This is a genomic window from Burkholderia territorii (assembly GCF_001718335.1).
Classification (GTDB): Bacteria; Pseudomonadota; Gammaproteobacteria; order Burkholderiales; family Burkholderiaceae; genus Burkholderia; species Burkholderia territorii.
The window spans coordinates 742,340-765,896 of record NZ_CP013366.1 but is presented as its reverse complement, the minus strand read 5'-3'; the positions used below and the strand labels follow the sequence as shown (position 1 = coordinate 765,896).

The following is a 23,557-nucleotide window of genomic DNA, read 5'->3' as shown; positions in this document are numbered from 1 at the left end:
ATCACGCCACCTTCTCCAGCACAAGCACACCATCGAGCAGATGAGCCGCATCCTCTTCAATGCTCAAATAGGCGAGTGCGCGCAAATTGCCACCACGGAACCCAACCGAGAAACCGTCATCCGGAATCGGATTTCCTTTGAAACGTTTGGCTAAATATTGTGCGACGTCGGGATGACTGTCTTCTACCGCGCGGCTCGGAAAAGGAACGAGAAAGCATGCGCCTACAGGATGTGCGTCCGTGCTTTCGACCAAACCCACGGAACAGAACCTCGCAAAGTCGCCGTCAGCCGGATACGTCAAGTCGACCCACGGCCTCCCCAGGAGCGAATCGAGCTTTGCGGCAAGCGATTCGCGGCGTACCGCCTCGCGCACAAAGTTCCACTTCTTGAGCTTTACGCGCGGCTTTTGACTCTCGCGCGCAGCGGCCTGCGTCGCGTCGGAGCCACGTTCGTCCTGTTGTTCGGCCTCGTTGTACGCGATCGCATCCAGCGTGCTGTCGTATGCGATGAAATGCTGCGAACGAAAACCGACGCTGCGCTTGAACAGATTGATCCCCATTCCGTCGTCCACGACATACAGGTAATTGATCGATCTCACCCACGAATACTTCTCGATCAGTTCCTTTACGACGTGAAATACATTCAGGTTCATGACCCCGTTCTTCACGTGCTCCTTGTGGCACAGAATATGGTTGATCTGCGCGAACTCGCCGAACATGAAGAGCGTGATGTAGGAAACCAGTCGGCCTTCGTGCACGATACCGAAGAATCGTTCGGTGTGGTATTCGCACCCTGAAGCACTTGGGTTCAGCACATAAACCGGCGGGTTCGAATAGTAGTACTCGGGAATTGGCCTCCCCTGGCGCATCGGATCGGACGTGCGGATTTCGTAGATGTCCTGGTCGAAACCCGCGTGACTACCTTCATGGAACCGGTATCCAAGGCGATTTGCCTTGTGGATCATGTTCCGTGACTTGTCGCCGATCGACCGGAGGTACGCTTCGATCGAATCGGGAATCGTCAGAAAGGCGGGCCTCGCCTTTTGCATGCTCGCCGGCATCAGTTCGCCGCCCTCTGCCTCGACGAACACGGGTTCCCGACCGAAGCGTTCGACATCGTGCCGCGATGCATAGGCGTCCATCGACGTAAACCATTTATCGCAATGGACAATACATTCCGGGCCGCAGCGGTGCCGTTTGAGCAGAAAATTCGCGCGAAGCGCCGGCTCGCGCGTGATCTTGACCGACTGATTGCCATCCTTGCGTTTCGCCGTGAGCGCCGGGCTTTCGAGTACTGCCCCTGCTGATTCGAAGCCGACATCCGACAGGACGACCGGGCCGTCGAAGTTCCACGTCAAAATCTTGAGAGACTTGATTCGCGCGTCGACGGCAATATCGGTCGTCAGCCGTTCTTCACGCATATCGCTCTTGAGGTACCGGAAGTAGCCGACCCAAGACTTCATGTACCCCATCGCGTGCATGTCGGCATCGACGAGATTCTCGCCGGCGACGACGAGCAACAAATTTCGGTTGCCCGACAGATCGCCGTTGACGGTCGCGCTCATGCGAATGCGCGCCGCTGCCGACGCGCGCACCGAGACCTCGAGACCTTGCATGGATTTCTGCAACGTCACGCGATCGCCGTGCCAGGCAGCCACCGGCGTTGACTCGTCATGGCGAAACCGGCTTCCCGCCAGCCGCAGCTTGTCCCGGACATAGCTTACGAAACCCACGCTGCTCCCCTGCTTGTCAGAAGCTCCGGCGGCTGGCGCCCCGGTGCGCGCCACACACCGATCGAGGCATTCGAGCAAGTGTGTGTAATAACCCGTTACATAGTGGAACGGACTTTTCCCCCATTGATGGTCGACGGCGCCGACGAGCAAAGCCGACTCGAAATGCAGGAATTGCGCGTCATCGAGATCCTCGCGCATCCGCGCATATTGTCGCGACAGAAAGGCGTTCGCCTGCGCAATGTCGTCGTGCGAATATGCTGGCGAGAAATCGGTGCCGTCGGAACAGGCCGAGCTCCAGTACACTTCGTTCACGATGAGCCTGTCCAGACGCCCCTGCGCGCTCAACTTCGCGACAAGCTGGCGCCAGCCGGCCTCCCAGCGTTCGAAGAATGCGTCGGTAAACGGCTTGATGACCGTACCGCGACGCTTCCCGGCATCGAATCCTGACGAAAGCAGTTCGCCCGATACCGTACAGCACGCACCATGCTCATCAACGAACACGTTGAATCTCTCGTCGATCAGGTCGACCAGCAAGAAGTCGAATTGACCACCATCCAGTACTGCAGTCAAGCCGTGTTCGACGTCCGATTGCACCATCCTGCGCTGAAACGGCGACGCGATCGCGTCGAAATCGACGTTCTCCACGACGCCCGACGAAAATGCAGTCCCCAGCGAACTGCGCGCAAGGTAGCCGGCAAGCTCGTAGCGCTCCGCTTGCGGGAATCGGTCGGTAAAGGCGTCTCGGCTCACGCAACTTCCATGAATCAGAAGCTTCGGTTTACTGCGCGCCATCCATTTTTCCTCGTACTTGTTTTTAGTTGTCGTCATGCAGTCGCGCGGCGCCCGTCTCGAAGAAAGGGTCCATGCGCGCTGCGAAGTTCGTCGCGGCAGATGAGCACTCGGTCAATTCGGCACCGCCAAGGCAAATGATCGTCGAGTATGCCGCTTCTCCGCGTCGCGAGCGCAGATCGACGCCAGTGGTCGGCTGGATCTTACCGAACTCGAAGGCCGTCCAACCACGAATCTTGCCGTCGTTCTGGCCCCTGTATATATCGGCATTTGCACCCCGATGAATGAGGGTGCCGACGAATTTTTCTGCAGTGAGCCGAATGCAATCGTCTTCATTCGCCGCCTGGATCTCCGGACCGAGGAGAAAGCGCTGCACCACGTCGGCGCTATCCGGGGCGTCAAATGTATCCACGACGACGACTTCATCGGACCGCCCTACGAACACGTAGCGAGTGAACGTCGCGTCACATCCGGGCACCGTATATCGGCAGGCAATCCGGACACCATCATCCGACTCTTCAAACTGCTCGATGCAGCCCGACACCGGCCCGAATTTCGACTGGACCTCGTGTCGCGGCAAGCCGTCGAGCGCCGCCGGAACGATAGCACTATGCCCGGTGGTAGAGGTAATGCAGCGCGAATATGGATCGCCCTGATCGTACGAGTAGCTGCCGGCGTCGACTACCACGTCGATTCCGTTGTACTGGACGTAGATCGATGCATCGTCCATCTGCTTGTGCCACTCCGTCCGGCCGCCGCACACGAGCGAAAAGTACAGCCCGTCACGCTTAACGACGGCAAATCCCGAATCGAAGAAGCAAAACGCACCATCACGCGATGGCAGTCCGAGATCGTAGCGGGGCGAATCACCGATCGGCGGAATTTTACCGTCGGGCAGCACGCATAGTTCGAGCGCATCGGATGCTCTCGCGATCAATGCGTCGATTTCTTCCCGCAGAGCGCCGGCGACCCCGAGATTCGCGAGTATGGCTCGAAGCTTGCGGTACAGCGACAAGTTGAAGTTGTGATACCCGATCGTGTTCTCATTGCACAGACCATCCTTGTCGAAGGATTGCGCGGCAAGCGACAGAATCCGGTCGGTCGCAATTTCCAGGTAACCGCGCCCTTCGTCTTCAGCCAATAATGCCCATACGTAGATCAGCGACGTCGCGCCCATCAGCTTGTGATTGCCGACGCCAAGATTCCGGTCGTCGGCCAGCCACTCGGCCCAACGGTGAATTTCCCGCAGGAGACGCACCCGCAGCGGAATCGACACGTCACTCCCGTCCAGAGCCTGATGGCAGGCAAGCAACACCTTCAGCCGCTCGCTCGCCGAATGATCAGCTGACGGAATTCGTCCGATCGCGAGCCGATTCCCGGCAATCGCCGTGAAATCCATGAAGCTGGAGACGAGTTCGATCGCCAGCTTGCGTGCATCGGCGTCGTTGCGCTGCACCCACGTCGCGAGTAGACGCCCTACGTAGGCGAGCGAGTAGTACCACATCCGGTCGGCATTCAGCGCGAATGTGTGATTCCACTCAAAGCGCGTGCCGACTCTGACTTCGATGCGCGTCGCCCCTGTCATGAATGACATTTGAGCGGTACCGTCCGTCAGCCAATCCGCCGCAAGTGGCTGATAATCGTCGATCAGACGCACCTGTTCAAGCCGTGAGGGGCGAACTGCCGTCGCGGCGAGGAAGTCGGCTTCGGACATTACCTGCACGTCCGTCGTTTCGCCGGCTGCCGATGCGCCGCCGGGCGCATCGGTCAACTTCTCGAGCACTAGGATGCCGTTACAGAACCGTTCGGCCCAGTCGGTGATTTCGAAGAAGGCAAGCGCCCGCAATGCGCCGCCCTTGAAACCGGCCTGAAAACCGGCGTTGTCGACCGGACTCCCTTTGAAGCGCCGTCTCAGATAGTCGGCAATACCGTAACCGATGTCCGCGTCGATCCGCCCGGGGAACGGGACGGCAATGATCGCTCCAGCCGACTGAACCGCAACAGACCGCATCAAGCCCTTGCCGATGTATTCGACGAATTGCTCGGGCACCGGTGGCGGCATCTCCACGATCGCGCGGCCGATTCGGCCGGCGATGTGTGCAAGCGCGCCTTCCTCCTCGATCGACTCGCGGATGAACGTCCACTGCGGCAGCCGGAATCTTTCCTTACCTTTGCTCGCCTGCGGCGCGCTCCGCACGGCGTCTGCGTCGTCGGACACCGATCCCACATGCGTGTCGGCAAACTTCACCGGTGCACCGTCGTACGTCAGGAATGCGCGAGGAGAAAATCCGACGCTGCGCCGGAATGTGTCGATACCGTTGTCCTGCCCTGCGATGTACATGTAGTTCACCGCCTTCACGTGACGATGATGCGTGATCAACTCATCGACCAGGTGCAGGACGTTGAGATTCATCACGCCGTTCGCGGCGTGCGTCTTGTGGCAAAGAATATGATTGATCTGAGCCACCTCTCCGAACAGGAATACGGTGATATACGACACCAGCCGGTCACCGAGAAAGACCCCGACAAATTTCTCGGTATGAAGCTCGCATCCCACCGGGCTCGGCGCAACGACATACTGTGGAGGGTTCGTATGGAAATATTCCGGAATCGGGCGCCCCTGACGCATTGGATCGGACGTTCTGATCTCGTAGATGTCCTGGCCCAGCGTCTCGGGTGCGACATTCCTGAATTCGTATCCCAGCCGCCGGGCTTTCCGAATCATGTTCCGGGATTTGTCGCCGATCGATTTCAGATAGGCGTCGAGCGACGCCGGGATTTCGAGAAAGGCCGGTTGCGCCCGCTGCAATGAGGCCGGAACCAGTTCCGCCGTACTCGTCTCGACATACACTTCGTCGCGACCGAACGCGGTGCTACGTGCCCGGATCGCAAACTCGTCCATCGATTCGAACCAACGATTGCAGTGCGCCACGCAATGGAACCCGCAGTTGTTCTTGCGAATCAGGAAATTGGCCGTCAGCGGCCGACTGCCGTCCTCGGTGAGCGGATGCCAGCGCTTCACAACCTTGCGCGATGCGCCGGGAAAGGCGGGAACGGCATCTTCGCTCGTCAGCACGACGTCCTCGAGTACAACAGGCGTTGTCATGTTCCACGGCCGAATCTGAAATCCAGTTGCCTCCGGAATCACCTCGAAATCAAACGTGAGCTGGCCTTCCTTGATGAACGGCAACAAGTACCGATAGAAGCCGGAAGATGTCTTGATGAAGCCGACCTCCGCTGCCTTTGCTTCGGTCAGTTGCTCGCCCGTAATCACGAACAGGAGGTTGCCCTTTTCAGGCAGTGTCCACCCGACAGTCGCGGAGAGACGAGCCGAGCTCCTGCGTTCGACCGTGAACACACCGTCGAGCACCGCACGCCCGCGATTCAGTACGACTCGATCAATCCATGCTTCATGCATAGCGACATCCCATCTTGCTCATCGTTCTCAGGCACGCGGCCCTTCTTCATTCACTTGCGAATCGGGTAGCACCCCGACTTGGTTCGGCATTCGATCCGGCTGTATGTTGACCGATTCAATCGAATCCGGCCCCGAATGCGCGAGCCTGACCAGAAACGCATTGATGACCTCTTTCGGCGGCGGCTCGTGCCCTTGCGCGAGGCTGCCGAGGTGCAGAAAGAATCGATCTTCCAGCCAACCCCAAAACTGCGTTCCCCGGACACCGCGAAAACTCGAATGCGACAGGAATGGTTTCAGGTGATAGTCGGTATGCCAATCCGTAAAGTTCTGCAGATAAATCACGCGATTGCCATCGCTCGGATAGACGCGCCACAAATCTGCAACAGCCACGTTCTCGAGCCGCTCGCGAAGCGTCGCGAGATCTTCCGTGCCAAAGCAAACGCGACCGAAATTCCGCACGGCCGTTTCCTCGAACGCAAGAATCGAAGTCTGCGGATTCCAGACGAATGCGGTCGAATCCGCAAATCTCGTCGATAAATACAATGATGCAAATCCTCCGCCGGATCCTCCCCAGAAGACCAGCCGCTCCGGAGCCAGAACCGAACGAACCTTCTCCGTGATCAGCTCATACAGGTATTGAAGGGGTGTGGTGGCCGTGCCGACATGCCATGCAAGCGTCAAACCCGGATCGAGCAGCAACGCCGGATCCGAGAATATGAGAACGGAGCTGTTCACGTCGTTCATCATCGATACGCCGCTGAACACCGGCAGCTTGAAGACCTCGGATCGCGGTGCATTGCCGTGAAGAAAGCAAAACAGCGCCGGGGTGCGTCGATCGACGAGGAGGAACTCGATCAGCAGATCATTGACCGGAATGATATGCGCGCAATTCGGCAGCGCTGTCGCGGCCCGGAACTCGCTTATGCTGGCCCATATCTTCGGCGGATATCGCCCGGCATCGCGCGCGCTTGCGTATCGCGCCGTCAGGAGTTCGGTGTCGGGGCTCGTGAGGGCAACGAAGGAATGCAGACGGACGGAATCTCGCGCCCCCCATGTCACGACCTTGAAGCGGACCGTGCCGGCAAATGGAGTGGATTGGAAAAACTCCCAGTCGAGCGATACACGTCCGGCCCGAGTGGGCACGTATCGGTACCACCAACCGTGATGGGAGCGTACGAGCCCGAGTTTTTCAGGGGCGCTCGGCGGATCGCTGAACTCGACCTGGACCAATGCGCTATTGGTCGCGATCTCCGGTCCGCACGCGAGATCCATGCAAACGGAGAACCGTTGCACACCCGCGATGTCGAGCGAGAACTGAACACCTGCATCGGATAGCTGGATGCCATCAATCGAGTGATAGCAGTTGGAAGTATCGTTCATAAATGGAGACCGTAAACCGGGTAAGCACAATGCGAAGATCGGTAACGACCGGTCAATCCGCGAAGAACGGATCCGATTTATTCGCAAATGCTCGTGCGCGATCCGAGCATTCTTCGGGATCCGTACCGTTCAGCACGACGATCGACGAAAATTCACCTTCGATCCGGCCTCTGCTCAGGTCGATACCGGTAGTCGGCGCGATTTCGCCGAAATCGTACGTACTCCATCCTCGGACTTGCCTGTCCTGCTCGCCTCGGTAGAAGTCCACGTGCTGCGACGAGTGGATGATCGCTCCGTTAAACGTTTCACCCTGCAGTCGAATGATTCCTTGCTCAGCGTGTGCGGAAACCTGCGGCGCCAAAAGAAAGCGCTGCACGCCATCCGAGGGATTCGGTGTCTTGATCCTGTCCACGATGACAACCTCGCCTAGCCAGTGGACGAACAAGAATCTCCGGAAACTCGTCCAGCATCCGGGAACGGAGTATGTGCACTCGATGCGCACGCCGTCATTACTCTCCTCGAACCGCTCGATGCGCCCCGATACCGGTCCATACTTCGCGATCAGTTCGTATCGCGGCAGCCCGTCGAACTGGGAGAGAAACACGCCGGTATGACCCGCCGAAGAGGTAATGCACCGAGTGTGCGGATTGCGCTGATCGTAAGAATAGCTTCCACCATCGATAAACACGTCTTCGCCCCGGTACTGCAGATATATCGCCGTGTCGTCCATGTGCTTGTGCCAATTCGTCCGGCCGCCGCAGATCAAGGACAAATAGAAGTCGTCACGCTTGACCACCGCAAACCCGGACTCGAAGAAGCAGAACGATTCATTGACCGAAGTGACGCGCGAGTCGTATCGAGGGGAGTCTCCGATGGGCGGAATCAGGCCGTTGGGAAAAATTGCGAGCCGTAGCGCACGCATTGCTTTGTCGAGCAACGGTTCGATGTCGGCTCGCATCTCCGCCGCGATTCCCAGCTTTCCGAGCGCTTCGTGAATCTTCGTGTACAACGACAGGTTGAAATTGTGGTAACCGATCGTATTCTCGTTACACAAGCCGTCCTTGTCGAATGACTCCTCCAGCAGCGAGCGCACACGGCGCAGCGCGGTGTCGAGATATATCGCGCCCGCCTCGTTCGACAGCAGCGAATACATGTACATCAGCGACATGCAGCCCATAAGTTGATGGTTGCCAACACCCAGATTGGCCTCCTCGGTCAGCCATTCGGCGCAGTAATGCATTTCGGCAAGCAGTCGCGGCACCAGGGCGACGGAACGAGGATCCTCTGAACGCCTGATGATCTGATGCAGCGCCAGCATTACCTTCAACCGTTCGGCCGTAGCATGATCCGCGGACGCAATCCCGTTAACCGCTGCACGATGCTCGGCGACGGTCACATAATCGAGATAGTCCGACATCAATGACAAGGCCAGATCCAGGGGTGCGGAATCGCCGGACTGCCGGTATGTCGCGAGCAGACGCCCGATATAGATCAACGAGTAGTACCACATGCGCACCGAGTTGTTCGGCAGTTCCGAATTCCATGCGAACTTCTCGTCCAGTTCGACATCAACGATTGCCGTCGAATACGGAAATGACATCTTCGCGATGTTTCCGACGCGCCACCCTTCGGGCAATGGCTGATAGTCGTCGGTGAGACAGACGCGATCCAGCGACGATATATCGGTCGGAACGGAAGCCATGAAGCGATCTCGCGCCAGGAATGTTCCCTGCGGCTTGTTGCGCACGATCGAATCCGCACGCAAACCGCCCTTTCCGAACTTCTCGAACGCTTCGGTCAGACCGCGGACATGGCTGTTTCCTACTGGCGTCAGTTTCTCGACCACCAGTAAACCCCGGAAAAACAATGCATCGTCATCGCTGACCAGGAAGTAGCCCAGCGCGCGAAAATCGCTGCCCTTGAACGCCGTTTCGAAACCGTCGTCCGATATCGGGCTTTGCTTGAACCGCCGTCGCATGTAGTTGCAGAGGCGATCGTCGGTATCCGGAATCCGATCGGGGAAAGGTACCGCGAAGCAACTTCCCTCCATCCAGTCGATTACCGTCTCGCTCAATCCGCGGGACAAGTAGCGTTCGAATTCCTGATAGACGGGCATCGGTAGACGCGCAACACGACGGCCGATACGGCTCTCGATCGCCTGCATGATCTCGCCGCCGACCTGTTCGCGCACAAACGTCCAGCTGGCATCTTTGACCTTCGGCTTGGACGATTGCGCCGATGCTGGCGTCGATTCGACAGTCGGCAACGGATCCGGCCGACGCCGAGGATACATCTCGATCACGCTGTCGTAGGTCATGAAGGCCGTATCGCGAAAGCCGACACTCTTCTTGAAATGATTGATCCCGCCGGAGGATTGACCAATGTAGAGATAGTTGACGACCCGCACCTCGGAGTGATACCGAATGAGCTCGTCGACGACGTGAAACACAGTGAGATTCATCGCTCCGCTGCTGGCGTGATCTCGATGGCACAGCAAATGATTGATCTGTGCAAGCTCGCCGAAGAGAAAGAGCGTGATGTATGCGACCAGCCGATCGCCCTTGAATACGCCGTAGAAACGCTCGGTATGCAACCGGCAACCGACGGCACTCGATGTCAAGACATTCTCGGGTGGATTCTTGTAGTAATACTCGGGAATCGGTCGGCCCTGCCGCATGGGATCCGACGTCCGAATTTCGTAAATGTCCTGCCCGTATTCGCCAGGATCGACTGCCCGATACTCGTAACCGAGCCTCCTCGCCTTGCGCACCATATTGCGTGACTTGTCGTCGATGCCGGACCAATACAAGTCGATCGATGCGGGAATTTCAAGCATTGCGGGCTGCGCACGCAGGATACTCGCAGGAATCAGCTCGCCAGTGTTTCGTTCGACATAAACGTCGTCGCGCCCGAACTCTGAGCGCTTCGTCCGCTGCTCATAGCCATCCATCGAGTCGAACCATTTGTTGCAATGCACGATACATGTCGGGCCGCATGCATGCTTAGCGAGCAATAGGTTCGCGGCAACCAGTCCGTGCTGATGTCCGCCAAACGACTCCCACTTCTTGACGATACGCCGCGGGCGAGCGGACAAGAATCGGACGTCGCCCGATTCGACGCCAGTCAAGCGAATGTCGTCCAGCACGACGGGCGGTACGCCAATACCCCACAGTCGAATGCTGACCGTGGTGACTTCCGGCACGATATCGAACACGTGGCACAGTCGCTCTTTGTTCACCGACGGCTTCAGGTACTGGTAATAGCCGCCCCTTGTCGGCACGAATCCGATGTCCGTCGCGTGTTGCTCCGTTAACGCGTCACCGTTGACGAGCAGAATCAGGTTCGTGCCGTCCGGCAATCCTCCGGCAATCGTTGCGCCGAGTTCGACCGACGTCTTCGCCCCGACGCTCGCGGCGCAGTAGATCACCGAGTTGCGTTCGCTCAATACGACGCGATCCATGTATTGGTCAGCCATCTTTCCCCGCTGCTGTTCCTGTCGACGGTGCGGCTCCAGTCGCCAACGTCACGCACCTGTATCTCTCTTGGCCTCGCCCGGTCTGGGCATGCGTGGTACCCGATATAGCACCGGGAATCATTGCCGGACCGCGGCCCGGTCGCCCGCAAAGCATGCGAGCTCGCGTCGAATCACCACGTCCTGAGCACTCTGCCGTCTAACGCGCCGCGCCGCATTCGCGCTCATCTCTGCAAACAGTCGCGGGTCCCGGACGAGCTTGAGCAATCCGTTCACGAGTGCCTTCGTATCCTCCGCGGGTACGAGTACACCGCACGTTTCGTCGACGAACTCCGGAATGGCAGCAATCCCATTCGTGACGGGGACAAGGCCCGATGCCATTGCTTCGTCGCGTGAAACGCCCTGAGTATCCATTCTCGACGGGCACAGGAACACGCCGTACTCCTTGTGCAGGTCGGCGATCTCGCGTTGCGTCAAGAAACGCCGCTCGATCCGCACATTCGAGAATCCACGCAATGGCGCGACGGTTTCATCGAATAGCGCACCGTCTCCGATCAAGTGGAACTGCATGCAGTCGAATTCCGGCCTGGCCGACAACGCGAGAATCGCGCCGACGCTCAGGTCATTGGCATAGACCTTCGATGCGTATGGTCGGATGGACAGCACCTTCCAGCGCAACTCGGCATCTTTCTCGACGTAATCGAATCGCGCGGTATCGATCGGATTGTGGATAACGCTGTACGCATCGTCCGGCAGCATCAGTCCGAGGTCTTCCATTGCGGTAACCGCGAGATACTTCGAGACAAAGACCAAATGAAGTGATCGCGGCCTGTCCGTCAGCACGCTTCGCCAGAATTGCACACGCCGTTCGCTCTTCAACGCAGCAGCGGAACGTTGCTCCGCATCGTCATAGAGAAATGCGCGGCGCTCGAAGCGCTGGATGTCGGCACCATGAACCCAGACGACGATCTTCAACCGATCGGCGTATGGTTTCAGCGCACGCCACATCGCCTCATCAAGGAAGTGGACTAGCACCGACTGGTATCGCCCAGTCTCGAGCAATCGCTCCAGCACCTCCGCGCCACCTGTCATCACGTCGACATTTTCGAACTCCTGGTACTCCACCGTCTGTTCATCACGGAATCGGAAAACATCGCATCGCACGCCATTTTCCCGATAGGCGCGAACGCGGCTGTGAACGAATGCGTTTCGATACAGATCGTCGTACGCCGGATAGTGGTTCGTCAGTACAAGATGCTGTCCCTGAGAAAATACGTCCGCCGGCAGAAGAGAACGATGGCCGAGCAGCAGCGACTGAACGCGCGCGGATCCACTGGCGTATACCCGCAAGCCGATCCGCAGCAAAGCGGTGCCTGCCGGCACCTCGACATCGTGATTGCGATTCGACGCTTTCACGACATGGCCGATCCGCGCCTTCTCACGATCGAGAAACAATACGACGATCTGAATGTTCAACCCTGGCGAAACGTCGAGATGGAACTGCAGCTTCCCGTTTTCGACCGACAGGTCGGATGGTGAAAAATCGCGATCGGCATACCAGTATTCGTGCGCCCCATCCGGCAACGCCGAATCGACTTGCAGGCAGCCGCCGCGTTCGACCATCGACACGCGGCTGTTCACCGGCGCCTTCGCGAGCAGCGACGCCAGGTCGCTACCGCGCAGTTGCGGAAGGGCATTGCTATCGAGTCGCTCCGGAGCAACCGATTCCGCTCTGCGCTGTATTTCGCCGAGCGTTAGCCCGTGATCGGCGAGAACGGCGTCGTCCACAGCCGCGCGGCCAGTTTCGTCCAGCGCAACACCGCTTCGGCAATAGTTGAACTCGTCGACCGCGAAACATGATTGATGCTCGAACCGCGCGGTGTACAGTCCCCTCACCCACGCACGCAACGAAACTGCCGGCAATGTATCGAAACGAGCGATACCCGATCGCGCGTCCACCGCGTCAACAGATGTGTATGCTGCATCCTCGCGAAGCAGGGACAAGCCCTTGCTGCTCGACCACACATGCTGGGCAACCTTGCCGATCGCAAGCGCCTGCGAGTATCGCGTCGCGAGTGCGAGATCAGTGAGATAGTGAATGCCGTAGTAATCGTCCGCGACCATCACGGATAGCCACGCGGCAGGCGATGCCAACGTCTGCAACATTACCGCATCGGATTCAAGCGCCGACAGTACGCGTACCGTATCGCCTTCCGGCACGCCTGCGGGTTGGAACTGGTCCGGTACGACGAGCACGAGCATCTTTGCCTGATATTGCTGGCGCGCGAACGAATGGAGCACGCAGTCGGCTTGCGTCTGGTCCTTCGCGTGAGCGACCACGATGATCTGCGGAAGCAGCGATGGCAAAGTCTCCTCGCTGACTTTAGAGATAACGTAAGCGAGTCGGTCCTGATACGTATGCTCGAGCATCACCTTGCGAAGAGCGGCAAGGCGGAGCTTCCTTGCGCTCGTTCCATCGGCGGCCAAAGCATCGAGACGTCGCCGGATCTCTGCGCCGCTATCGCTCGTTACGACGAGATCACCGAACATCAGCCGCACACCGCGCGAGAAGTTGCTGATCGTGATCGTATTCGACGCCAGGAGCTCATAGACGCGGCGCGCGAACATCGACTGGGATTGCTTTATCGAATTGAGATTGATCGCGTACCGATAACCCTTGTACGCCTTGTCGATCTCCGCATACGGCAAGTTGCCGACGACGAAGGGTTGGTACTCCTCCGGAAACTGGTAATTCGCATCGCTTTTCCCGTAGTTTCTGTCGTAGATTTCCAGCGGCCGGAATTCGGGCAGGTTGACGATGAAATTTCCCAGATCCCTCGTTCGCTCCGGATAACGCACGTAATAGGCCCCGGCAAAGCAGAACGCATCCTTCCGCTCGTACTTCTCGACGGGGTTGTTGACAAGCGGTTGAGCCGCGAACGGCAGCAGATACACCCGATCGTGACCCAACGCGGCCTTGTAGCGGTGAATGCAGTCGATATCCGTCGTGAAGACGAAATCAAATAATTTCGCCGTTGTGAGAAACGTCTCGAAATGAACCGGATCTTCCTTGTTCCAGAAGATCGTCGGAACCTGATGATCGCGGCACCATTGGACGATGCCGACGACTTCCTGACTCAGGTGGCCGACCTTGCTTCCCCACAGATCATCCTTGCCGCGCCATGCCGATTCGATGAACAGCATGTCCGGATTGAACGCGCCGAGTTCGGTGTGCCAGTGAGCGGGCGTCAATTGCAACAGATTGCACTCCGGGTCGTACGAGCCGAACGTGAATTCGTCCATGATGGCCGCGACCTTGAGTTGCTTCATCCGGTGAGCAAGTTGCTGACCATCGTCCTCGAGCAAGCCCTTCAATCGCGCACGTGCGGCGACCGCCACGGGCTCGACAGCGTCCGGGCGCGATGACGCCGGTACGGCCTGGAGCATGGGGCGAGCGCTGGCGCTCTTCAGCGCTCTTGCCTGCTTGTCATCGCGACGCTGCTTCGACAGACGATGGATCGCCAGCAGTTTGCCCGGGATAGCGAAGAAGCCGCGCCACGACTTGGTGCCGAATATCAGCGCGTGCCCGAGCTGAAATGACAGGGTGTTCTTCGTCCGGAGCACCTGCTGATTTGCCGCGATCAACTGCTGGCGCAGCCGCTCGATCTGCGCGTTCGCCTCGGTGAGCGCCATCCTGTTTCGAACGGCATCCAGCTTCATTCTCTCGAGATTCGCGGACGACGCCTTGCTTTCCGAGCGCAGCACGGACAGCATCGATCCCATTTCCTGCCTCTCGATCGCGCGGGCCTCGCGTTCGGCCTCCAAGGCCGCGACTTGTTGTTCGAGGGCGGCGATGCCGGCAGCGTGCAATAGCTCGTGTTTGCGTGCGACCTCCTTCGCCGCATCGATCTCACTGGTCAAGTCGCCGATCGTCCGGCCGTATCGCGAAAGCTCGGCTGCGAGAGATTCAATCGTGATGTCCGAGTCGGTTCGGTACTGCCGAAAAGTCTCCTCCTCCCGATCGCGCAACGCCTTCAAACCGTCGAATCTGCTGGTGAGATCGCTGATGGCCTGTTGATACCGTGTCGTCGCGGTGGCGCCTTCGGCACTCATCGATTCCAGTGCTGCGTCGACACCTGCCGCACTTGCCTGCGCCTTGCGCAACTGCGCGGCTTCGGCCTCGAGCCGCGATACAAGCTCGTCCTGCGCGGCGCGTTCGGCCCGTAGTGCCGCGCATAGTGCCGCATACCGATCGCGCTCGCGTCGCAAAGCGGCCACCTCGTCGCGACCTTCACCTGCCCCGATATCGACCTTCATGCTCATCCCGACTTCCCCGTCTTTTCAAATTGTCTTTGCGTTCCCGCGTCATGCGCGAAGCGCCGACATGAGCAATTCAATCCCAGACGCCCTTGGTGTCGACGAGTCGTTGTGTCTCGCGCAATTCGGGTTTCAACGCCTTGAACTGCGCGTGATCGACCAGCATGACAAGGACATCCGCGCGTGCGAGCGCTTCGTCCAGGTCCATCAACCGTGCGCCGCGCAACTCAAGCTTTTCCGGAATGGCGTCGATATGGGGTTCGACAACGATCACCTGCTCCGGATACGCGTCGGAAAGCTTGTGCGCAATATCGAGTGACGGGCTTTCCCGCAAGTCGTCGATGTTCGGCTTGAACGCGAGTCCAAAGCATGCGATTCGAACGTCGTGCCGGTTTTTTCCTGCTTCGCACAGCGAATCGACTGCGGCCCGCACCTTGTCGATCACCCAGTGCGGTTTCGAATCGTTCACTTCGCGAGCCTGACGAATCAACTTCGCTTGATCCGGCGTCCTGTTAACGATGAACCACGGATCCACCGCGATGCAGTGGCCTCCGACGCCCGGTCCGGGCTGCAGGATATTGACCCGCGGATGGTGATTCGCAATATCGATCAGCTCCCACACGTTGATGTCGAGCTTGTCGCAAATGAGCGAAAGCTCGTTGGCGAACGCGATATTGACGTCGCGGAATGCGTTCTCGGTCAACTTCGACATTTCGGCCGTCCGAGCGTCCGTCACCAGCAACTGGCCACTGACGAAAGTGCGGTAGACCTCCTGCGCATGAACGGCGGAAAGCGGATTCACACCGCCGATCACGCGATCGTTTTCGATCAGTTCACGAATGACCTGCCCGGGAAGAACACGCTCGGGGCAGTAGGCAACGTAGACGTCGCACTCGCCCCGTTCCTTCTCGGGAAACACCAGATCCGGCCGCGCGCGCGCCAGCCACTCGACCATCTGCTCTGTCGTACCGACGGGCGAGGTCGACTCGAGGATGACGATGTCGCCTTTCTTCAGAACCGGCGCGATCGATTCGCTCGCGGCCTTGACATACGACAGATCCGGTTCGAATGCGCCATGAAACGGCGTTGGCACAGCGATCATGAAAGCATCCGCGGGCTCGGGACGAGTCGTCGCGCGCAGCCATCCTTCCTTCACGGCTGCATGTACGACGATGTCCAGTTCGGGCTCCACGATATGAATCTCGCCACGATTGATCGTGTCGACAGCGTGCTGATCGATGTCGACACCGATGACCTTGATCTTGCGCGATGCGAGTACGGCCGCGGTCGGAAGGCCGATGTACCCGAGTCCGATGACGGATATCGATTGAATGGTGTTTTTCACGGAACGTCCCTGATGATGTACGGGGGTGCGGCGCCTGTTCGGCGTACCGCGCGGATCAGAACTGATCTAACACTGTCGGTGCGTGCGGCATTAGCCGGCAAACGCCCGGACCGTATCGACGGCCGACGAGAACGGCTGCAGATCATTGCGACGGCTTTCGCCGGCAAGATGGCGAACAATGCGCTCGCATGCCCGGCCGTCGCCATACGGATTGTGTGCGCGCGCCATTTCCCCGTAGCGTTCGGCGTCATCAAGCAGTTCACGGCAGGATGCGACGATCCTCCCCGTGTCGGAGCCCACGAGGCGAACCGTGCCGGCAGCGACCGCTTCGGGCCGCTCCGTCGTATCACGCATGACAAGCACGGGCTTGCCCAACGACGGCGCCTCCTCCTGAATCCCGCCCGAATCGGTCAGGATCAGCGTCGAACGCGACATCAGATAGACGAACGGCAGGTAATCCTGCGGATCGAGCAGATGGACGTTGGGCACGCCGGACAGTATTTCCTCGGCGGGTTGCTTGACCTGCGGATTCAGATGAACCGGATAAACGAAATCGACGTCCGCATAGTGCGCAGCTAGTTCCCGGATCGCCTGGCAGATATTCCGGATCCCTTCTCCGAAGTTCTCTCTGCGATGAGCCGTGACCAGCACCATGCGGCGATCGTCTTCCAGCGCCGGAAATGCATCGCGCATCTGGCGGCGCAGAATTTGATCGTGTTCGAGCCTACGTGTGACCGTCAACAACGCATCGATCACCGTATTGCCCGTCACTATGATGTCCGCATCGCGCACCCGTTCTGCGATGAGGTTCTCACGCGATGCCTCGGTCGGCGCGAAATGAATGTCGGCCAATTGCCCTGTCAGCTTCCGATTGCCTTCTTCGGGCCAAGGCGAATACATGTCTCCGCTACGCAGCCCAGCTTCGACGTGCCCCACCTTGATCTTCAGGTAGAACGCTGCAAGCGCGCTCGCGAACGTAGTCGTCGTATCGCCATGCACGAGCATGTAGTCCGGTCGATACGACGCGAGAACGGGCGTGATCTCGTTCACGATATCGCAGGTAATGGACTGAAGCGTTTGACCCGCCTTCATCAGGTTAAGGTCGTAATCCGGCTTTAACTCAAAAAGTTCGAGTACCTGATCCAGCATTTGCCGGTGTTGTGCGGTGACGCATACGCGACACTCCACATCCGGCTTCCCCCTCAGCGCGTGTACCAGCGGCGCCATCTTGATCGCCTCCGGCCGCGTGCCAAACACGGTCAGAATTTTCATGATATTTATCGTTGCTATTATTTTACGGGCCCCCGAAGGAGCAATCTGCCGGTGCGCTCGTGCCAACGAACCGCCCGCGGCCCTCTCGGTGTCACACGACGCGCGCTCTGCGCGTCATGTGACATGCTGCGACATCACCAGAAGATCAGCTTCGCGGCCACTGCCATCTGATACAGGATCTGCGTAATCCCGCGCGTGATCTCGATACTCTTCGACTTCACCTTCGGCAACACCATGAGTTCATCGCCGGCCTCGACTCTCGTACCGCTATCGGCCAGTTCTGCTTTGCCGTTCTGATGAATCACGATGATCTTGCTGTTGTCGGCCTTCTGCGTATAACCGCCGACGTGAGCCACATAGTCACTTGCCGTCATGCCCGATTGCCATTCAACTGCGTTCGGGAAAAGCACCTCTCCATGCACCATGACGACGCTGGTTCTCTCCGGGATGTTGATGACATCGCCATCCTCGAGAATGACGTTGCCCATCGTCCGCTCGTTGAGCACGACCTGCCCCTTGAACTCGGTCTTGCTCGCGAGCGCGGCAAACTTTGTGATGTTCTCCGCTTCCTTCGAGCGCAGATTCGCCTCCTCGCTCGTGGCGGACGGAGCCGACAATGCCGCCTCCTGAAGCTTCTGCAATTCGACACCCAGCATTTCCTTTTGCCGGTCGGCCACCGACTTGCGGAACAACTGGGCCTCGTCCACACGTGACAGCGGATTGGCGTGGATCTGGCTCAGGACCTGGGCCATCGTCGATCCATACGGCAGCACCAATGCATGCTGTCCGGAATGCGCCCCCTCCACGCGCACCTGGATCGTGCCGGCGTAGCGATCGGAGGTGACCGTGAGCTGATCACCGTCGTTGAGTCTGACGTTCGATGCGTTCGAGATCGAGTAATACTCGGTGGTCCGCTCGGTGCCCTGACGGCGCACGATGCTGACATGCGTTGCGCCGGGCTTCGGCCGCGCGACCGCAAGCGCCTGCTGAAGCGTAATGACAGGCGTCGCAAATTCGAAGTCGTACGCGTTGTAGACCTCGCCTCGCACCGTGAAGACATGTTCGCGCGGCCCGACGACGATCACGTCGCCGTCGGCCAGTTGCAACTGGTCAATCTCGCCGTTCAGCAAGAAGTCGTACAGGTTGAAACGCTTTCGCACCGCCCCGCCGCGTTTGACGACGACGTCCACATAGCTGCCTCGGTCTACGTCGACGCCGCCGGCCTTGTCGAGGTAGGAGAGGATGCTCTCCGACGCGATGCCTCCATACATGCCCGGTTGCTTGACATACCCGGTGACGAACACCTTCACCGGCTGCGCGACGTCGAGGCTTGCGTACACATTCACGTTCGCCTTGTAGACTTTGCGCACTTCATTCAGCACACGTCCATTCAGATCGGCATTCCGAATACCGGCGACCGTAACGGGCCCGACGTTCGGCACAAAGATATTCCCTTGCGGATCGACGGTCAGTTGTCCGTCGAATGCAAAAGCGCCCCACATTCTCAGCGTGACGGTATCTCCGATGCTGACCTGATAACCCGGGTTGAATCCGGTCCCGCGACTATTGTGAAACGTTCCGCCGAACAGCTGCGAGCCGAACATGCTGTTCGGCGCCTGCGGTGCGACGCTCATATCGACAGGGCTCGGTGCCGCACCGCCGGGTCCGCCTTGCTGACGCAAGACCCTGCCGCCTTGAAGCATCATCGCCGCTGCCCCCGTGTCATCGGGGTTGTAGCCGAAACCCGTCGGAGCAGCGCCACGCTGCCCACCGTCACCTGCAGCCTTCGACGAGATCGCACTGCTGTCGCTCTCGGTCCCCGAGAGCCCGAACAGCGTGTCGCTGATTCCGGCCCAACCCGTGGTGCTCGAGGCGCCCAGCATCAGGGCAATCAATGCCTTTCGGCTTCTTGATAGATTGGTCATCTCAATGTTTTCGTTCGTCGATGCCTGCTTGCATTCGCTACCCGGTCACCGGCAACGACGCTGTACCAGCCATTCAAGTTGGTGCGAACCGCCTCCCGATGTGACTCCGGCAGCAGCTGTATCCGTTACGTCCGGTGATCTTCGATAATCGCCTGCGCAAGCCTCACGACACCGAACAACAACAACAATCCGACAACGAGCGACATCATGATGTGAAGCTTGCGCGGATACTCGGCCTCTTCCGGCAGGCTGGGCGTTACGATCACGGACAGGCTCTTTGCCTTGTGTCCCGATTCAATTCGAGCCTTTTCAAACGTCGACAGCGATACCTTGTAGAGATCGGTCGCAAACTGGAGCCGGGACTTCAGTTCCGCGTACTGCGCGGCCGTACGGTTCATCTTTCCATCGCCAGGCGCACTGAGCTTGGCTCGCTCGACGGCAATCTGCGCGACGAGCGCCGATAGCGCGTTACGCTTCGCTACGACCGGCGGCGCATCGTCATTCATGTACGTCTGCAGGTTGCGCAGTTCCGCTTCGAGTTCTGCCTGCTTCGATTGCATTTCGACTACCATGCGGCCGCCCGCCTCCGCGCTGGCAGTCGGGTCAAGCATGCCGGTCTTGTTTTCGAATGCAATCACGGAATCTCGCGCCGCCTTGACTTCCTCATACGAACGATCGATTTCTTCGCGCGCGAAATTCATGTCGTTGCGCGAAATCCGGTGCGACAACTCGTTCAGGAAGGTCTCGCTTTCAGTCAGCAACGTTCGGTTAAACGTCTGCGCGAACGCCGGCGACATACCTTGTGTCCGAATCGTCAACAACCCCGTCTTGTCGTCTACTTCCACGCTGACACGCCGCAGGTAGTACTTCAGCGTTTCCTCGCGCGTTGCGTTTGGCGAAAGACGGTTGAGCAAATCGAATCCGACATGGCCGAATGCCTCCTTCAGCTTCAGCCGTGCATCCACCTTCGCCAGCATGTCCGGCGATTCGATGTACTGCTTGAGGACAACAGCGTCGTCCCGCGCCGACGCATCTCCCCCGCCGCCAAGCAGTGCCTGAATATTCAGCCCCGTCCCGACAGAACGCCCCGAGTCCTTCACCAGCACCTGCGATTCACTGACGTACCGATCCCGCGAAACCAGACCGAGATACAACCCGCAAACGACAAGCGGTACCGCGACAAGCGATATCTGCAGCCGATGCCCGCGCAGCTTCCCCAACCAATCAGACATTGTTTTCTTGCTTGTAAACTTCGATCGCCTCATTCACATCGGGGTAGTACGTGACTTTCCCGTTGCCGATCAGCAATCCGACATCGCAGACTCGACTCACCTCATCGAGGCCGTGCGACACAAAAATGAACTGACTGACGGCACGCCTGGCCATCATCAGCGCCTCGCTTTTCTTTCTGAACACGGCATCGCCGACCGCCGTCACCTCGTCGATCACGTAGTAATCGAAGTCGAACGCCATCGAGAGTCCAAAACCCAGTCGAGCTCGCATGCCGGTCGAATAACTACGGATCGGCATGTCGAAGAATTTGCCGAGTTCGCAGAAATCCGCCACAAACTGCACCTTCTCCGCCAGCTCGCCTTTGCTCGCGTACAGGCGCGCGACAAACTTGACGTTCTCGCGCCCCGTCATGCTGCTTTGGAATCCATTCGCGAGACCGACTGGCCACGAGATCCGCCTGTTCGTCACGACCCGGCCGCGATCGGGTCGATCGATACCGCCTATGATGCTGAGCAACGTGCTCTTGCCGGCGCCATTACGCCCGATCAGGCCAATACTCTTCCCCGACGGCACTTCGATATTGACGTCCTTGAAGACGTAGTGTCGGCCTGACGGCGTCTTATACGATTTCGTGAGATTCTCGAGTCGAATCATGATCGCAGCAGGGACGGTTCACGCGCTTTGTAAAGGGCCATACCAGCGAACAGAACGACAAGCGAGCAGAACGCGGGGTAGGCGAGACCGACGTTTTCGACCGCGTATGCAGGCACGATCGTATGCCGCAACAGCTCAAGAATATGAACGAGAGGATTCCACAATACCCAGCCACGGTATTCCGGCGGAATGGTCGTCAGCGGGTACATCACCGCACTGGTGAAATAGAGCGGGCGCATGAACAATGGGATAACCTTCTCGCTGACCGGAAATTCGTGGCCTATAACCATGAACATGATCCCGATACCCAGTCCCAGAAGCACAAGAACCATCCAAATCGCCGCGAGCTCGGGAATATCGCCCAATTGAACCGGCTGACCGCCAAGGCCGAGAATAACCAGCAATACAACCAGGACAACTGCGCTGATAATGCACTCGAGCGCCGCGCGCGCTATTAGCGTATCCAGCGGATGCACCGGGCGGTAGCTCAACAATCCCAGATTCGCTTCCAGTGCGTTCAACGATCGCAACGCGATGTTGATGAACATGAAGTAAGGGACCAGGCCACAGATGAGAAATACCGGAAACGAAATACCGGGCATCGTATGTTTCGCGATCAAGCCTAGGATTGCGAACAATACGAGCATGTGAACGATAGGCTCGAGAAACACCCATAGATACCCGAGCCGATGCTTGCCGAACCGGGTCTTCAGTTCGCGCAAAAACAATGCATAAACTACTCTTTGCTGAATAGCAAATGCTTCGCCTAGCCTGGAATCCCCGTTTGGCGGTTCTGCCATACCCAACCCCGGTCCCACGTTTATCGTTTGCGCCCCGTGCGCGGTGAATATTTTCCCGCGCTCCTGAATTCTTGAATCGCCTCAAACTACCGAGGCGCCGCATTGTACCAGCTTACATGCAAGAAAACTTCCTTGCGTTTAAACCTGTTAACTCTTCTATACATGCTTTCGATTCACATGACGCATCAATGTGTTTCAGTAAAAACTACCTCTTCGTTGTGGCGCAACGCATCCCTCGGGTGCCATGGATGAGCATCTCGTAAAATGCAGTAATAATCAGACCAAATTCGGCTTTAAACTGCCAGATTCATCGAACCCCGGAGCCACCATGCCAACCTTGGAATCCGCCCAACAATTCCTGATGACCCGCGGCCTCGACTTCGGCCTCAACTTCCTCGCCGCGATCGTCTTGTGGTTCGTCGGCCGCTGGGCGATCCGCATCGCCACGCGCCTGCTCGGCAAGGTCGTGCGCCGTAGCGGCAAGGTCGATCCGACGCTTACCGACTACCTGACCTCGGTCGTCAGCGTGCTGCTGACGATCCTGCTGATCCTCGCGATCCTGCAGATCTTCGGTGTGCAGACGACGTCGTTCGCCGCGCTGCTCGCCGGCCTCGGCCTCGCGATCGGCACCGCCTGGGGCGGGCTGCTTGCCCACTTCGCCGCCGGCGTGTTCATGCAGGTGCTGCGTCCGTTCAAGATCGGCGACGTGATCAGCGCGGGCGGCGTCACGGGCACGGTGAAGGAGCTCGGCCTGTTCGGCACGACGATCGTCACCGCCGACAACGTCGTGACGATCGTCGGCAACAACAAGATCTTCTCGGACAACATCGCGAACTACAGCGCGACGCCACATCGCCGCGTCGACCTGACCGCCAAGATCGCGAACGGCGTCGACGCGGCCGATGCGATCAATCGCCTGAAGACGCAGATCCAGTTGATCCCGAACGTGCTGAAAGTGCCGGCGCCGGATGTCGGCGTGCTGCAGTTCACGCCGGAAGGTCCGCTCCTGTTCGTGCGTCCGTCGACGCAACCGGAGAATTACTGGCAGGTGTACTGCGATACCAACCGCGTGATTCTCGAGACGTTCCGCGACGCGCAATACCCGACGCCCGAAACGCCGATCTTCCATCGCACGAACTGACGAAACGGTGCGACCCGCACGGACGAAAAAAAAGCGTGGCAACCGCCACGCTCTTTCACTGCGCCGAAGCGAAATCGTC

Annotated in this window: 12 protein-coding genes; 1 reads left to right on the top strand and 11 read right to left on the bottom strand. The window is 58.6% G+C overall.

What is annotated here, in order from left to right; all coding sequences use genetic code 11:
• Position 1 precedes the first annotated feature (1 nt).
• The 11 genes from WS51_RS14185 to WS51_RS14135 form a co-directional block, all read right to left on the bottom strand.
• Entirely contained in the window at positions 2-2,560 is a 2,559-nt protein-coding gene (locus WS51_RS14185) for a DUF6270 domain-containing protein (protein WP_236872382.1), read from the bottom strand.
• Complete coding sequence (locus WS51_RS14180; RefSeq protein WP_236872381.1) at positions 2,547-5,939, bottom strand: heparinase II/III domain-containing protein; 3,393 nt, start codon at positions 5,937-5,939, stop codon at positions 2,547-2,549. Before WS51_RS14180 ends, WS51_RS14185 begins: the two co-directional genes overlap by 14 nt.
• 27 nt (positions 5,940-5,966) lie before the next feature.
• On the bottom strand, positions 5,967-7,319 hold the full coding sequence (locus WS51_RS14175) for a hypothetical protein (RefSeq protein ID WP_155773598.1): 1,353 nt from the start codon (positions 7,317-7,319) through the stop codon (positions 5,967-5,969).
• A 52-nt stretch (positions 7,320-7,371) separates the two neighbouring features.
• Positions 7,372-10,794, bottom strand: coding sequence for a heparinase II/III domain-containing protein (locus WS51_RS14170; protein WP_081333565.1), 3,423 nt, complete (start codon positions 10,792-10,794; stop codon positions 7,372-7,374).
• Between the two features lie 117 nt (positions 10,795-10,911).
• Complete coding sequence (locus WS51_RS14165; RefSeq protein ID WP_069229344.1) at positions 10,912-15,114, bottom strand: glycosyltransferase family protein; 4,203 nt, start codon at positions 15,112-15,114, stop codon at positions 10,912-10,914.
• A 70-nt stretch (positions 15,115-15,184) separates the two neighbouring features.
• On the bottom strand, positions 15,185-16,453 hold the full coding sequence (gene wecC, locus WS51_RS14160; protein ID WP_069229343.1) for a UDP-N-acetyl-D-mannosamine dehydrogenase: 1,269 nt from the start codon (positions 16,451-16,453) through the stop codon (positions 15,185-15,187).
• A gap of 90 nt (positions 16,454-16,543) precedes the next feature.
• Positions 16,544-17,725, bottom strand: a complete 1,182-nt coding sequence (wecB, locus tag WS51_RS14155) for a non-hydrolyzing UDP-N-acetylglucosamine 2-epimerase (RefSeq protein WP_069229342.1) — start codon at positions 17,723-17,725, stop codon at positions 16,544-16,546.
• 134 nt (positions 17,726-17,859) lie between these two features.
• On the bottom strand, positions 17,860-19,650 hold the full coding sequence (locus tag WS51_RS14150; protein WP_059808387.1) for a polysaccharide biosynthesis/export family protein: 1,791 nt from the start codon (positions 19,648-19,650) through the stop codon (positions 17,860-17,862).
• A 125-nt stretch (positions 19,651-19,775) separates the two neighbouring features.
• Positions 19,776-20,882: a KpsE/RkpR family capsule polysaccharide export protein gene (locus WS51_RS14145; protein ID WP_059808383.1), complete on the bottom strand. Its 1,107-nt coding sequence runs from the start codon at positions 20,880-20,882 to the stop codon at positions 19,776-19,778.
• Entirely contained in the window at positions 20,875-21,537 is a 663-nt protein-coding gene (locus WS51_RS14140; protein ID WP_059808379.1) for an ABC transporter ATP-binding protein, read from the bottom strand. Before WS51_RS14140 ends, WS51_RS14145 begins: the two co-directional genes overlap by 8 nt.
• Positions 21,534-22,337: an ABC transporter permease gene (locus WS51_RS14135; RefSeq protein ID WP_059808443.1), complete on the bottom strand. Its 804-nt coding sequence runs from the start codon at positions 22,335-22,337 to the stop codon at positions 21,534-21,536. Before WS51_RS14135 ends, WS51_RS14140 begins: the two co-directional genes overlap by 4 nt.
• A 328-nt stretch (positions 22,338-22,665) precedes the next feature.
• Here WS51_RS14135 and WS51_RS14130 point away from each other — a divergent pair, with 328 nt between their 5' ends.
• Positions 22,666-23,478 carry a mechanosensitive ion channel family protein gene (locus WS51_RS14130; RefSeq protein WP_069229340.1) on the top strand — a complete coding sequence of 271 codons (813 nt, stop codon included), beginning with the start codon at positions 22,666-22,668 and terminating at the stop codon, positions 23,476-23,478.
• Positions 23,479-23,557: the final 79 nt, after the last annotated feature.

Bases quoted from the DNA above. Each gene is read 5' to 3' on its own strand.
- WS51_RS14185 (WP_236872382.1), bottom strand. From the start codon at position 2,560: ATGACGACAACTAAAAACAAGTACGAGGAAAAATGGATGGCGCGCAGT.
- WS51_RS14180 (WP_236872381.1), bottom strand. From the start codon at position 5,939: ATGCATGAAGCATGGATTGATCGAGTCGTACTGAATCGCGGGCGTGCG.
- WS51_RS14175 (WP_155773598.1), bottom strand. From the start codon at position 7,319: ATGAACGATACTTCCAACTGCTATCACTCGATTGATGGCATCCAGCTA.
- WS51_RS14170 (WP_081333565.1), bottom strand. From the start codon at position 10,794: ATGGCTGACCAATACATGGATCGCGTCGTATTGAGCGAACGCAACTCG.
- WS51_RS14165 (WP_069229344.1), bottom strand. From the start codon at position 15,114: ATGAGCATGAAGGTCGATATCGGGGCAGGTGAAGGTCGCGACGAGGTG.
- wecB (WP_069229342.1), bottom strand. From the start codon at position 17,725: ATGAAAATTCTGACCGTGTTTGGCACGCGGCCGGAGGCGATCAAGATG.
- WS51_RS14150 (WP_059808387.1), bottom strand. From the start codon at position 19,650: ATGACCAATCTATCAAGAAGCCGAAAGGCATTGATTGCCCTGATGCTG.
- WS51_RS14145 (WP_059808383.1), bottom strand. From the start codon at position 20,882: ATGTCTGATTGGTTGGGGAAGCTGCGCGGGCATCGGCTGCAGATATCG.
- WS51_RS14140 (WP_059808379.1), bottom strand. From the start codon at position 21,537: ATGATTCGACTCGAGAATCTCACGAAATCGTATAAGACGCCGTCAGGC.
- WS51_RS14135 (WP_059808443.1), bottom strand. From the start codon at position 22,337: ATGGCAGAACCGCCAAACGGGGATTCCAGGCTAGGCGAAGCATTTGCT.
- WS51_RS14130 (WP_069229340.1), top strand. From the start codon at position 22,666: ATGCCAACCTTGGAATCCGCCCAACAATTCCTGATGACCCGCGGCCTC.